The following is a 12,776-nucleotide window of genomic DNA, read 5'->3' as shown; positions in this document are numbered from 1 at the left end:
CACTCACCACCTCCCCGAGTGGCCCGGCCGCGCCCGGCGCACCAGGAGGTCGCGGAGCTCCCGGGTGTGCCGCCGGCTCACCCCGAGCTCCACGCCGCCGACGACCACGGTGCACCGGCCGGCGTCCATCCGCACCTCGTCCACGTGCTGCAGCGCGACCAGCAGCGACCGGTGGATCCGCACGAACCCGGCGTCCTTCCAGGCCTCCTCCAAGGTGGTCAGCGGAACCCGGACCAGGTGGCCGCCCGACGCGGTGTGCAGCCTGGCGTAGTCACCCTGCGCCTCGACGTAGCGGATGCTGGAGCGGGGCACGAACCTCGTCACCCCGCCGAGCTCGACGGCGATGTCGTCGTCGGCGGGCGGGGGGCCGCCCGCCCGCGCAGCGGCCACCCGGCGGACCGCCTCCGTCAGCCGGTCGTCCCGAACGGGCTTGAGGACGTAGTCGACGACGTCCAACTCGAACGCGTCGACGGCGTGGTCGTCGTGGGCGGTCACGAAGACCACCGGAGGCGGCGTCTTGAACTGGGACAGCACCCGCGCCAGGTCCAGGCCCGTGAGCCCGGGCATCCGGATGTCCAGGAAGACCCCGTCGAGGGTTCCTTCCTGGAGGATCCGCAGCGCCTCGGTGGCCGAGTCGCTGGTCACGACGGTGCCGATTCGGGGGTCCCGCTCGAGCAGCCAGCGGAGCTCGTCGAGGGCGGGGCGCTCGTCGTCGACCACCAGCACGGTCAACAGGTCGGCCGTCACGGGCGCACGCCCGGGGCGAACTTGGGCACCCGCACGCTGACCTTCGTGCCGGCTCCCGGGCCGGTCTCGACGACCAGGCCGTAGTCGTCGCCGAAGGCGGTGCGCAGCCGGGCGTCCACGTTGCCCAGCCCCACCGAGTCGACGGACGTGTCGCCGGCGAGCGCCCGTCGCACCTTCTCCGGGTCCTCCCCGATGCCGTCGTCCTCCACGGAGATCAGGCACTCGCCGCCGTTGTCCGCGGCGATGATGGTGACCGTCCCGGTACCCGGCTTGCGTTCGAGCCCGTGCCGGACGGCGTTCTCCACGAGCGGCTGGAGGCAGAGGAACGGCACGGCCGCCGGCAGCACCTCCTGGGCCACCCGCAGCGTCACCTGGAGCCGGTCGCCGAACCGGGCCTTCTCGAGCACGAGGTAGCGCTCGACCGACCGCAGCTCCTCGGCCAGCGTCGTGTACTCGCCGTGCCGGCTGAAGGAGTACCGGGTGAAGTCGGCGAACTCCAGCAGCAGCTCCCGGGCCCGCTCCGGATCGGTGCGCACGAACGACGCGATCGCGGTCAGCGAGTTGTAGATGAAGTGCGGGCTGATCTGCGCCCGCAGCGCCCGTACCTCGGCCTCCATCAGCCGGGTGCGGGAGGCGTCGAGTTCGGCGAGCTCCAGGTTCCCCGACACCCAGCGTGCGACCTCGCCGGCGGCCCGCACGAGCCGGGTGGACGCGGACGGCGTGAACGCCTGCAGGGTGCCGACCACCCGGTCGTCCACCACGAGCGGGCTGATCACGGCCTGTCGCAGCCCGCACCCGGCATCAGCGCAGGAGAAGTCGGTGCGGTCCCGGACCACGGTGTTGCCCGACTCGAGCACGAAGGCGGCAAGAGCCGAGGCGTGCCGCTCGTGGTGTCCGAACCGACCGTCCCACGCGAGCATGGACACGGTGTCGGTGAGCGCGACCGCCGGCACCCCGAGCAGGTCGCGCAGATGGCGGACCGCACGTTCCGCCGAGCTCGCGGTCAGGCCCTCACGCAGCGCGGGCGCGGTGAGGGAGGCCGAGTGGAGGGTCCGGAACGTCGCCTGTTCCGCCTCCGTCCCGAGCTGGCCGGGCCGCAGCCACCGCCACGAGATGCGCATCTGTCGTCGGGGGCGCCGGTGCCGGTGCGGCGCGGCCCGTTCTCCCTTCCACCCGTCCGTGCGTGCGCTGCACGTCGCAGGTGCAGCCGGAAGCGCACCGTAGAGCGCGCGCACGTGTCCCGCCATCCCGGGCGCGTGCGACGGGCGGGGAGCCGGAGTCGCCGTCTCCTCCGTGTCGCGGGGCCCGGCGTGGCCGCCGGGGTGCTCGCCGGCCGCCACGACCCGGGGTCCTGCTGCGAACGGCTACCCGGCCAGCCGCTTCACGGTCTCGACCGTCCGCAGCCGCCCCTCCCTGCTGCCGTCGAGCGGCTGGAGCATCAGGGTGGTCACGCCGGCCTCGGCGAAGGCGGTGATCCGCTCGGCGACGTAGCCCTCCGGGCCGATCAGCGACGACGCCCGCACCAGCTCGTCGGGGACGGCGGCCGCGGCCTCGTCCTTCCTGCCGTCGAGGTAGAGGTCCTGGATGGTCCTCGCCTCGGCCTCGTAGCCGTACCGGACGGCGAGGTCGTTGTAGAAGTTCTTGCCGCGGGCGCCCATGCCGCCGATGTAGAGGGCGAGCGCCGGCTTCACGGATTCCAGCAGCCCCTCGACGTCGTCACCGACGGCGACGGGGACGCCGGTGACGACCTGCAGGTCGCCGAGCGCCGGGTCGCGCTTGGCCTTGCCGGCGGCCAGGGAGTCGCCCCACACCGACGCCGCCTTCTCGGGCACGAAGAAGATCGGCTCCCAGGCCTCCGCGATCTCGGCGGCGAGCTCGACGTTCTTCGGGCCGAGGGCGGCCAGCATCACCGGGATCCGGTCGCGGACCGGGGTGTTGATCAGCTTGAGCGGCTTGCCCAGGCCGGTGCCCTGGTCGGCCGGCAGCGGGATCGTGTACTTCTTCCCCTGGTGGTCGAGCCGGTCCCGGCGCCACACCTGGCGGCAGACCTCCACGACCTCGCGGGTGCGCTGCAGGGGCGCGTCGTAGGGCACGCCGTGCCAGCCCTCGATCACCTGGGGGCCGGAGGCGCCGAGCCCGAGGGTGAAGCGGCCGCCGGACACGAAGTCCAGGCCGGCGGCGGTCATCGCGGTCAGCGCCGGGGTGCGGCTGTAGATGGGGAAGATCGCGCTCAGCAGCTCGACCCGCTCGGTCACCGCCGCCAGGTAGCCGAGCTGGCTGACCGCGTCGAAGGTGTAGACCTCGGCCACCGCGGCCAGGTCGAGCCCCGCGGCCTCGAGATCGCGGATCTCCGCCGCCGTCTCCTGGAAACCCCCGCTGTAGCTGGCCTGGATGCCGATCCGCACGTGCACTCCTCTGTGTCGCGGCGCCACCGTTGACGTCGTCCGCACGGTATCGGTCGCGCGCCGGGGTGCGCGGTGGAGCTGTCCCCGAGGCCGGGGCGGCGGTAGTGTCCGGGCACTCCGGCTGCCACCCAGCCCCCTCCCGTCGACCTGTCGACGCATGTGAGGCACCCGGCTTTGACCGGCTCCGCGGGCACGGGTATCGTGGTCAGCCGTGCCCAGGGTGCCCTGGGCCTGCTCCCGTTCGCGGTGCGCCTGGGCGGCCCGAGATGCAGATCTCAGGGTCGCCGGGGACCGTCCTCCCGGCCCGGCCGGGGTGGGTGGCGGCGCCGAGTCGCGAGGGGCAACCGAGTTCGGTCAGACGCCGCACCGGTCCGAGGAAGGGCGACACGCCCGACCACGTGGACCGGACGTGGAACAGGGCCGGGGTCGGGGAGGTTCCGACGAGGGACCGGCACCCCAGCACCACCGCAGAGCAGAAAACAGACGAGCACCACCCCAGCGCAGGTAGGAGATCCAGGCCACCCATGCCCACGATCAACCAGCTGGTCCGCAAGGGCCGCGAGGACAAGGTCGAGAAGACCAAGACCCCGGCGCTGAAGGGTTCGCCCCAGCGTCGCGGAGTCTGCACGCGCGTGTACACGACGACGCCGAAGAAGCCGAACTCGGCGCTGCGCAAGGTCGCTCGCGTCCGCCTCACCAGTGGCATCGAGGTGACCGCCTACATCCCGGGCGTCGGTCACAACCTGCAGGAGCACTCGATGGTGCTCGTGCGCGGCGGCCGCGTGAAGGACCTGCCGGGCGTGCGCTACAAGATCATCCGTGGCTCGCTGGACACCCAGGGTGTCCGCAACCGCAAGCAGGCTCGCAGCCGTTACGGCGCGAAGAAGGAGAAGAGCTAATGCCGCGCAAGGGCCCCGCGCCGCGTCGCCCGCTCGTCGCCGACCCGGTGTACCAGTCGCCGCTGGTGACCCAGCTGGTGAACAAGGTGCTGGTCGACGGCAAGCGCTCGGTCGCCGAGTCGATCGTCTACGGCGCCCTCGAGGGCTGCCGCGCCAAGACCGACACCGACCCGGTCGTCACGCTCAAGCGGGCGCTGGACAACGTGAAGCCGGCCCTCGAGGTCCGCAGCCGCCGCGTCGGTGGTGCGACCTACCAGGTCCCGGTCGAGGTCCGCGCCTCCCGCAGCACCACCCTCGGCCTGCGCTGGCTCATCCAGTACAGCCGCGGCCGCCGCGAGAAGACGATGACCGAGCGTCTGATGAACGAGCTGCTGGACGCGAGCAACGGTCTGGGTGCGGCTGTGAAGCGGCGCGAGGACACGCACAAGATGGCCGAGTCGAACAAGGCCTTCGCGCACTACCGCTGGTAACGCACCAGCGCCCGCCGTCGGCGGGACTCCCGGGCGACCCCCGGCACCCGCACACGGACAACCAGCAAGAGGAGTAAGGAATGGCCAGCAACGAGGCCCAGCTCGCCAAGACCCGCAACATCGGGATCATGGCGCACATCGACGCCGGCAAGACCACCACGACCGAGCGCATCCTCTTCTACACCGGTATCAACTACAAGATCGGTGAGGTCCACGACGGCGCGGCCACGATGGACTGGATGGAGCAGGAGCAGGAGCGCGGCATCACCATCACGTCCGCCGCGACGAAGTGCTCCTGGAACGGCTACGACATCAACATCATCGACACCCCCGGGCACGTCGACTTCACCGTCGAGGTGGAGCGGTCGCTGCGGGTGCTCGACGGTGCCGTCGCCGTCTACGACGGTGTCGCCGGCGTCGAGCCGCAGACCGAGCAGGTCTGGCGGCAGGCCGAGAAGTACGGCGTCCCGCGCATGTGCTTCGTCAACAAGCTCGACCGGACCGGCGCCGACTTCTTCCGGTGCGTGGACATGATGGTGGAGCGCCTCGGGGCGAACCCGCTGGTGCTGCAGCTGCCGATCGGGGCCGAGGCCGACTTCATCGGCGTCGTCGACCTGGTGCAGATGCGGGCGCTCACCTGGCGCGGCGAGACCAAGATGGGCGAGGACTACGCGGTCGAGGAGATCCCCGCGGAGCTCGCCGACCAGGCCGCCGAGTACCGCGAGAAGCTGCTCGAGAACATCGCGGACTTCGACGACTCGCTCATGGAGTCCTACCTCGGGGGCGAGGAGATCTCGGTCGACCGCCTCAAGGCCGCCATCCGCAAGGCGACCATCGCCGCGCAGGTGAACCCGGTGCTCACCGGTACCGCCTTCAAGAACAAGGGCGTGCAGCCCCTGCTCGACGCGGTCACGGACTACCTGCCCAGCCCGCTGGACGTCGAGGCGATCGTCGGTACCGCCATGGACGGCGAGACCGAGGTGCTCCGGCACGCCGACGAGGACGAGCCGTTCTCGGCGCTGGCCTTCAAGATCCAGACCGACCAGCACCTGGGCAAGCTGACCTACATCCGCGTGTACTCGGGTCGCCTCGACTCCGGCTCCCCGGTGCTCAACAGCACCAAGGACCGCAAGGAGCGGGTCGGCAAGATCTACCAGATGCACGCGAACAAGCGCGAGGAGCGCGAGGGCGTGGGCGCCGGCCAGATCGTGGCGGTCAACGGCCTGAAGCAGACGACGACGGGTGACACCCTCTGCGACCCGCAGAAGCCGGTGATCCTCGAGTCGATGACCTTCCCGGCCCCGGTCATCTCGGTCGCCATCGAGCCGAAGACCAAGAGCGACCAGGAGAAGCTGGGCACGGCGATCCAGAAGCTCGCCGAGGAGGACCCGACCTTCCAGGTCAAGCTCGACGAGGAGACCGGTCAGACCGTCATCTCCGGCATGGGCGAGCTCCACCTGGAGATCCTCGTCGACCGCATGCGGCGCGAGTTCAACGTCGAGGCCAACGTCGGCAAGCCGCAGGTCGCCTACCGCGAGACGATCCGCAAGGCGGTCGAGCGGTACGACTACACCCACAAGAAGCAGACGGGTGGCTCCGGGCAGTTCGCGAAGGTGCAGATCGCCATCGAGCCGCTGCCCATGGGTGCCGACTCCGCGACCTACGAGTTCGAGAACAAGGTCACCGGCGGTCGCGTCCCCAAGGAGTACATCCCGTCGGTGGACCAGGGCATGCAGGACGCCATGCAGTACGGCGTCCTCGCCGGCTACCCGATGGTGGGCGTCAAGGCGAGCCTCCTCGACGGCCAGTACCACGAGGTCGACTCCTCGGAGATGGCCTTCAAGATCGCCGGCTCGATCGCCTTCAAGGAGGCGGCGCGCAAGGCCGACCCGGCCCTGCTCGAGCCGCTGATGGCGGTCGAGGTCACGACGCCCGAGGAGAACATGGGCGACGTGATCGGCGACCTCAACTCCCGCCGCGGGCTCATCCAGGCGATGGAGGAGCGCTCCGGCGCCCGCGTCGTCCGGGCACTGGTCCCGCTGTCGGAGATGTTCGGCTACGTGGGCGACCTGCGCAGCCGCACCCAGGGACGGGCGAGCTACTCGATGGTGTTCGACTCGTACGCCGAGGTCCCGGCCAACGTCGCCAAGGAGATCATCGCCAAGGCGACCGGCGAGTAACCGGGATGCGGGCGACCGCCCGCGAGCTCCCGAGCACAGCCCCCACCCCAGAGCACGCACCACCTGCGTAACCACGAGGAGAGGAACCCAGTGGCCAAGGCCAAGTTCGAGCGGACCAAGCCGCACGTCAACATCGGCACCATCGGGCACATCGACCACGGGAAGACGACGCTGACCGCGGCGATCACCAAGGTCCTGCACGACAAGTACCCGGACCTCAACGAGGCCTCCGCCTTCGACATGATCGACAAGGCGCCCGAGGAGAAGGCTCGCGGCATCACGATCTCGATCGCGCACGTCGAGTACCAGACGGAGAACCGGCACTACGCGCACGTCGACTGCCCCGGGCACGCCGACTACATCAAGAACATGATCACCGGTGCCGCGCAGATGGACGGCGCGATCCTGGTCGTGGCCGCCACCGACGGCCCGATGCCGCAGACCAAGGAGCACGTCCTCCTGGCCCGCCAGGTCGGCGTCCCCTACATCGTCGTGGCGCTCAACAAGGCCGACATGGTCGACGACGAGGAGATCCTCGAGCTCGTCGAGCTCGAGGTCCGCGAGCTGCTCAGCGAGTACGAGTTCCCGGGCGATGACGTCCCCGTGGTCCGCGTCTCCGCGCTGAAGGCCCTCGAGGGCGACGCCGAGTGGGGCAACAAGCTCATGGAGCTCATGGACGCCGTCGACTCGGCGATCCCCGAGCCGGAGCGTGAGATCGACAAGCCGTTCCTCATGCCCGTCGAGGACGTCTTCACGATCACCGGTCGTGGCACCGTCGTCACCGGTCGCGTCGAGCGTGGCATCGTCAAGGTCTCCGAGGAGATCGAGATCGTCGGTATCCGCGAGGGTTCGACGAAGACGACCGTCACCGGCGTCGAGATGTTCCGCAAGCTGCTCGACCAGGGTCAGGCCGGCGACAACGTGGGTCTGCTCCTCCGTGGCATCAAGCGCGAGGACGTCGAGCGCGGCCAGGTCGTCGTGAAGCCCGGCTCGATCACCCCGCACACCAACTTCGAGGGCTCGGTCTACATCCTCTCGAAGGACGAGGGTGGCCGTCACACGCCGTTCTTCAACAACTACCGTCCCCAGTTCTACTTCCGGACGACGGACGTGACCGGCGTCGTGACCCTGCCCGCCGGGACCGAGATGGTCATGCCCGGCGACAACACCGAGATGACGGTGGAGCTGATCCAGCCCATCGCCATGGAGGAGGGTCTGCGGTTCGCCATCCGCGAGGGTGGCCGCACCGTGGGCGCCGGCCGCGTCACCAAGATCCTCAAGTAACACCCTGACGGGCGGCGGCCGGGGTTCCGGCCGCCGCCCGGCCATGGGCTCGGGGCGGCACGCCGCCCGAGCCCGCCCGGGTCCTGGACCCACCGGGTCAACAGACCCACTTGATCTTTCACAACCGATCGGCAGGAGCGAGAACAGGCGATGGCGGGACAGAAGATCCGCATCCGGCTGAAGGCCTACGACCACGAGGCGATCGATGCCTCGGCGCGGCGCATCGTGGAGACGGTGACGAAGACCGGAGCGCGCGTCGTCGGCCCGGTGCCGCTGCCGACGGAGAAGAACGTGTACGCCGTGATCCGGTCTCCGCACAAGTACAAGGACTCCTTCGAGCACTTCGAGATGCGGACCCACAAGCGGCTCATCGACATCCTCGACCCGACGCCGAAGACGGTCGACGCGCTCATGCGCATCGACCTGCCGGCCTCGGTCGACGTCAACATTCAGTAAGGGCAGTCAGCAGACATGGCGAGCACATTCCGTGGTCTCCTCGGCGAGAAGCTGGGGATGACCCAGGTTTTCGACGAGAACAACCGCCTCGTGCCGGTGACCGTCGTCAAGACGGGCCCGTGTGTGGTGACCCAGGTGCGCACCCCCGAGGTCGACGGCTACTCCGCCGTCCAGCTCGGGTTCGGTGAGATCGACCCGCGCAAGGTGAACAAGCCCGAGGGCGGGCACTTCACCAAGGCGGGCGTGACGCCGCGGCGCCACCTGGTGGAGCTGCGCACCTCCGACGCGGGGAACTACACGGTCGGCCAGGAGCTGACCGCCGACGTGTTCGACGGCGTCGCGAAGGTCGACGTCATCGGCACCAGCAAGGGCAAGGGCACCGCCGGTGTCATGAAGCGCCACGGGTTCAAGGGCCTCGGCGCCTCGCACGGCACCCAGCGCAAGCACCGGTCGCCGGGTTCCATCGGTGGCGCGTCGACGCCGGGCCGGGTCTTCAAGGGCCTGCGCATGGCCGGCCGCATGGGTGCGGTCAAGACCACGACCCTGTCGCTCGTCGTCCACAAGGTGGACACCGAGCGGGGTCTGCTGCTGATCAAGGGCGCCATCCCCGGCCCGAAGGGCGGCCTCGTGCTCGTCCGTTCGGCCGTCAAGGGCGGTCCCGTGGGGAGTGACGACAAGTGACCTCATCGACCGAGACGCGCACCGACCGCCAGGTCGACGTCCGCACCCCGGCGGGGGAGACCTCCGGCAGCGTGACGCTGCCCGGTGAGCTCTTCGACGCCAGTGCGAACGTCTCCCTGATGCACCAGGTCGTCGTCGCGCAGCTGGCGGCTGCCCGCCAGGGCACCCACGCCACCAAGTCGCGGGGTCAGGTCGCCGGCGGTGGCGCGAAGCCGTACCGCCAGAAGGGCACCGGGCGTGCCCGCCAGGGCTCGATCCGCGCGCCGCAGTTCACCGGTGGTGGCATCGTCCACGGCCCGCAGCCGCGCAACTACGAGCAGAAGACCCCGAAGAAGATGAAGGCCGCCGCCCTGCGCGGTGCCCTCTCCGACCGGGCCCGCGAGGGCCGGGTGCACGTGGTCTCCGCGTTCGTCGACGGCGACGCCCCCAAGACGAAGGCCGCGCTGGCCACGCTGAACGCCGTCACCCAGGCCAGGCGGGTCCTGGTGGTCCTCGACCGCGACGACGTCCTCAACTGGGTCAGCCTGCGCAACGTCCCCGAGGTGCACCTCATCGAGGCCGGCCAGCTCAACACCTACGACGTGCTGGTCTCCGACGAGGTCATCTTCACCGAGGCGGCGCTGGCCGAGTTCGTCGCCGGTCCGGCCAAGGGCAAGCGCTCCGGCGCCGACCTGCCCGACCTCGCCACCTCCGAGATCCCCGGTGGCATCCCGTCCATCGCCCCCGCCGCCGGCGAGGGCACCGTCGAAGAGACCACCGAGGAGAAGGCATGAGCGTCCGCGACCCCCGGGACGTCCTGCTCGCCCCGGTCATCTCCGAGAAGAGCTACGGCCTGCTGGATGGCAACCAGTACACGTTCATCGTGCGGCCGGACGCCAACAAGACGCAGATCAAGATCGCGGTCGAGCAGATCTTCAAGGTGAAGGTCCTCGGCGTGAACACGATCAACCGCCAGGGCAAGCGCAAGCGCAGCCGGGGTACCCAGATGGGCAAGCGCAAGGACACCAAGCGCGCCATCGTCTCCGTGGCTGCCGGCGACCGCATCGAGATCTTCGGTGGTCCCGGCGCCTGAGCGCCGTGACCGTTTCGGACCAGAGATAGAGGACTGAGTCAGCAATGGCTATCCGCAAGTACAAGCCGACGACGCCGGGCCGCCGCGGCTCCAGCGTCGCCGACTTCGCCGAGGTCACGCGAGACCACCCCGAGAAGTCGCTGGTCCGACCGCTGCACGGTCGTGGCGGGCGCAACGTGCACGGGAAGGTCACCGCTCGCCACCAGGGTGGCGGCCACAAGCGCGCCTACCGGGTGATCGACTTCCGTCGTGCCGACAAGGACGGCGTGCCGGCCAAGGTCGCGCACATCGAGTACGACCCGAACCGCACCTCCCGGATCGCGCTCCTGCACTTCGCCGATGGCGAGAAGCGCTACATCATCGCGCCGGCGCGGCTGAAGCAGGGCGACACGGTGGAGTGCGGCCCCACGGCCGACATCAAGCCGGGCAACAACCTGCCGCTGCGGAACATCCCGGTCGGCACCGTGGTTCACGCCATCGAGCTCCGTCCCGGTGGCGGCGCGAAGATCGCCCGTTCCGCGGGGACCAGCGTCCAGCTGGTCGCCCGCGAGGGTCGCTTCGCGCAGCTGCGCATGCCGTCGGGGGAGATCCGCAACGTCGACGTGCGCTGCCGCGCGACCGTCGGCGAGGTGGGCAACGCCGAGCAGTCGAACATCAACTGGGGCAAGGCCGGCCGTATGCGGTGGAAGGGCAAGCGCCCGACCGTCCGGGGTGTGGCGATGAACCCGGTCGACCACCCGCACGGTGGCGGTGAGGGCAAGACCTCCGGTGGTCGCCACCCGGTGAACCCGAAGGGCAAGCCGGAGGGCCGGACGCGCAAGCGGAAGGCAAGTGACGCCCTGATCGTGCGCCGCCGGCGCACCAACAAGAAGCGCTGAGCGGGTAGAGGAGTCCGACAGATATGCCACGCAGCCTGAAGAAGGGCCCGTTCGTCGACGACCACCTGCTCGCCAAGGTGGACGCCCAGAACGCCAAGGGCACCAAGAACGTGATCCGTACCTGGTCACGCCGTTCGACGATCATCCCGGACATGCTCGGCCACACCCTCGCGGTGCACGACGGCCGCAAGCACGTCCCGGTGTTCGTGACCGAGGCGATGGTCGGGCACAAGCTCGGGGAGTTCGCGCCCACGCGCACCTTCCGCGGGCACGTCAAGGACGACCGCCGCTCGCGGCGGGGCTGACCAGGTAGAGAGAGATTCAGATGACTTCCCAGTTGGGACAGGAGGCGCCGGTCGCCCGGGCTACGGCCCGGTTCGTCCGCGTGACCCCCATGAAGGCCCGCCGCGTGGTGGACCTGATCCGCTACCTGCCGACCGACGAGGCCCTGGCGCTGCTGCGCTTCGCCCCGCAGTCGGCGAGCGAGCCGGTCGCCAAGGTGGTCGCCAGCGCGGTGGCCAACGCCGAGCACAACCTGCAGCTGGACCCGGCTGCACTCGTGGTCAGCGCGGCGTACGTCGACGAGGGGCCGACGCTCAAGCGGATCCGTCCGCGTGCGCAGGGCCGGGCGTTCCGCATCAACAAGCGGACCAGCCACATCACCATCGAGGTGAGCGAGGTCGCCAGCAGCGCCGTCCTCGCGCAGAAGTCGCGCAAGGCGCGCCGGGACACCGGCCAGTCCGGCCCGGCCACCCAGCAGTCCACCAGCAACACGAGGGGAGGGACCCGATAGTGGGTCAGAAGGTCAACCCGCACGGGTTCCGGCTCGGGATCACCACCGACTACAAGTCCCGGTGGTACGCGGACAAGCTGTACAAGGACTACGTCAAGGAAGACGTCGCGATCCGCAAGCTCATGTCCAAGGGCATGGAGCGGGCCGGCATCTCCAAGGTGGAGATCGAGCGCACCCGTGACCGGGTCCGCGTCGACATCCACACCGCCCGTCCGGGCATCGTCATCGGGCGCCGCGGCGCCGAGGCGGACCGCATCCGCGGCGAGCTGGAGAAGCTGACCGGCAAGCAGGTGCAGCTGAACATCCTCGAGGTCAAGAACCCCGAGTCCGACGCGCAGCTGGTCGCCCAGGGCGTCGCCGAGCAGCTCTCCAGCCGGGTGAGCTTCCGGCGCGCCATGCGCAAGGCGATGCAGTCCGCCCAGCGCAGCCCGCAGGTCAAGGGCATCCGGGTGCAGTGCTCGGGTCGCCTCGGCGGCACCGAGATGAGCCGCTCGGAGTTCTACCGCGAGGGCCGGGTGCCCCTGCACACCCTCCGGGCGAACATCGACTACGGCATCTACGAGGCCCGTACGACCTTCGGTCGCATCGGCGTCAAGGTGTGGATCTACAAGGGCGACGTCAGCGGCTCGCGCGCCGAGCGGGAGGCCCTCGAGGCACTCGCCCAGCGTCAGCAGCGACGCGAGCGCGCGCAGCGGCCCCAGCGCCGCTCGGGTTCCTCGGGCACCACCGCTGGTGGCACCGAGGCCGGCCGCGCCGCCGCCGAGTCCACGACGGGGCCGGTGGCCGAGACCACCGACGCCGTGGTCGCGCAGACCTCCGGTGAGGTCGCTCCCGAGCAGACCGTCGCCGAGGCAGCCGGCCCGCAGGGCACGGCAGCCGCCGAGACGGCCACCGAGAACACGGAGAGCTGA

The 12,776-nt window shown here is 70.2% G+C and carries 15 protein-coding genes; 12 read left to right on the top strand and 3 right to left on the bottom strand.

The genetic code is table 11. From position 1 onward, the window contains the following. Positions 1 to 3 precede the first annotated feature (3 nt). The 3 genes from ACI799_RS03610 to ACI799_RS03600 form a co-directional block, all read right to left on the bottom strand. Positions 4 to 747 carry a LytR/AlgR family response regulator transcription factor gene (locus ACI799_RS03610; RefSeq protein WP_456589071.1) on the bottom strand — a complete coding sequence of 248 codons (744 nt, stop codon included), beginning with the start codon at positions 745 to 747 and terminating at the stop codon, positions 4 to 6. After that, positions 744 to 1,868 carry a histidine kinase gene (locus ACI799_RS03605; RefSeq protein WP_456612459.1) on the bottom strand — a complete coding sequence of 375 codons (1,125 nt, stop codon included), beginning with the start codon at positions 1,866 to 1,868 and terminating at the stop codon, positions 744 to 746. Before ACI799_RS03605 ends, ACI799_RS03610 begins: the two co-directional genes overlap by 4 nt. 243 nt (positions 1,869 to 2,111) lie before the next feature. Next, positions 2,112 to 3,152, bottom strand: a complete 1,041-nt coding sequence (locus tag ACI799_RS03600; RefSeq protein WP_456589069.1) for an LLM class F420-dependent oxidoreductase — start codon at positions 3,150 to 3,152, stop codon at positions 2,112 to 2,114. 524 nt (positions 3,153 to 3,676) lie between these two features. Between ACI799_RS03600 and rpsL the strand changes: the two genes are divergently transcribed. From rpsL to rpsC, 12 genes are all read left to right on the top strand, one after another. After that, positions 3,677 to 4,051, top strand: a complete 375-nt coding sequence (rpsL, locus tag ACI799_RS03595; RefSeq protein ID WP_012950487.1) for a 30S ribosomal protein S12 — start codon at positions 3,677 to 3,679, stop codon at positions 4,049 to 4,051. Next, complete coding sequence (rpsG, locus tag ACI799_RS03590) at positions 4,051 to 4,521, top strand: 30S ribosomal protein S7 (protein ID WP_456589068.1); 471 nt, start codon at positions 4,051 to 4,053, stop codon at positions 4,519 to 4,521. The genes rpsL and rpsG overlap by 1 nt, the downstream gene beginning before the upstream one ends. Before the next feature lie 80 nt (positions 4,522 to 4,601). After that, positions 4,602 to 6,701 (top strand): elongation factor G, encoded by a 2,100-nt coding sequence (fusA, locus tag ACI799_RS03585; protein WP_456589067.1) that lies wholly within the window; start codon positions 4,602 to 4,604, stop codon positions 6,699 to 6,701. A 90-nt stretch (positions 6,702 to 6,791) separates the two neighbouring features. Continuing rightward, the gene (gene tuf / locus ACI799_RS03580; protein ID WP_456589066.1) at positions 6,792 to 7,985 is read left to right on the top strand and encodes an elongation factor Tu; all 1,194 of its coding nucleotides are present in this window, start codon (positions 6,792 to 6,794) and stop codon (positions 7,983 to 7,985) included. A 150-nt stretch (positions 7,986 to 8,135) separates the two neighbouring features. Further along, complete coding sequence (gene rpsJ, locus ACI799_RS03575) at positions 8,136 to 8,441, top strand: 30S ribosomal protein S10 (protein WP_014377994.1); 306 nt, start codon at positions 8,136 to 8,138, stop codon at positions 8,439 to 8,441. A 15-nt stretch (positions 8,442 to 8,456) separates the two neighbouring features. Beyond that, positions 8,457 to 9,122, top strand: coding sequence for a 50S ribosomal protein L3 (gene rplC / locus ACI799_RS03570; RefSeq protein WP_456590456.1), 666 nt, complete (start codon positions 8,457 to 8,459; stop codon positions 9,120 to 9,122). Then, positions 9,119 to 9,895, top strand: a complete 777-nt coding sequence (rplD, locus tag ACI799_RS03565) for a 50S ribosomal protein L4 (protein ID WP_456612458.1) — start codon at positions 9,119 to 9,121, stop codon at positions 9,893 to 9,895. The genes rplC and rplD overlap by 4 nt, the downstream gene beginning before the upstream one ends. After that, positions 9,892 to 10,194 (top strand): 50S ribosomal protein L23, encoded by a 303-nt coding sequence (rplW, locus tag ACI799_RS03560; protein ID WP_347058012.1) that lies wholly within the window; start codon positions 9,892 to 9,894, stop codon positions 10,192 to 10,194. Before rplD ends, rplW begins: the two co-directional genes overlap by 4 nt. Before the next feature lie 44 nt (positions 10,195 to 10,238). Beyond that, entirely contained in the window at positions 10,239 to 11,072 is an 834-nt protein-coding gene (gene rplB, locus ACI799_RS03555) for a 50S ribosomal protein L2 (protein WP_456590454.1), read from the top strand. Between the two features lie 23 nt (positions 11,073 to 11,095). Further along, positions 11,096 to 11,377, top strand: coding sequence for a 30S ribosomal protein S19 (rpsS, locus tag ACI799_RS03550; protein WP_236825796.1), 282 nt, complete (start codon positions 11,096 to 11,098; stop codon positions 11,375 to 11,377). A gap of 20 nt (positions 11,378 to 11,397) precedes the next feature. Continuing rightward, complete coding sequence (rplV, locus tag ACI799_RS03545) at positions 11,398 to 11,865, top strand: 50S ribosomal protein L22 (RefSeq protein WP_091929107.1); 468 nt, start codon at positions 11,398 to 11,400, stop codon at positions 11,863 to 11,865. After that, positions 11,865 to 12,776: a 30S ribosomal protein S3 gene (rpsC, locus tag ACI799_RS03540; protein ID WP_456590453.1), complete on the top strand. Its 912-nt coding sequence runs from the start codon at positions 11,865 to 11,867 to the stop codon at positions 12,774 to 12,776. The genes rplV and rpsC overlap by 1 nt, the downstream gene beginning before the upstream one ends.

This window comes from Blastococcus sp. SYSU DS0753, assembly GCF_054051175.1.
The sequence above is the reverse complement of the archived record's forward strand: the minus strand, read 5'-3'. Positions and strand labels throughout refer to the sequence as shown.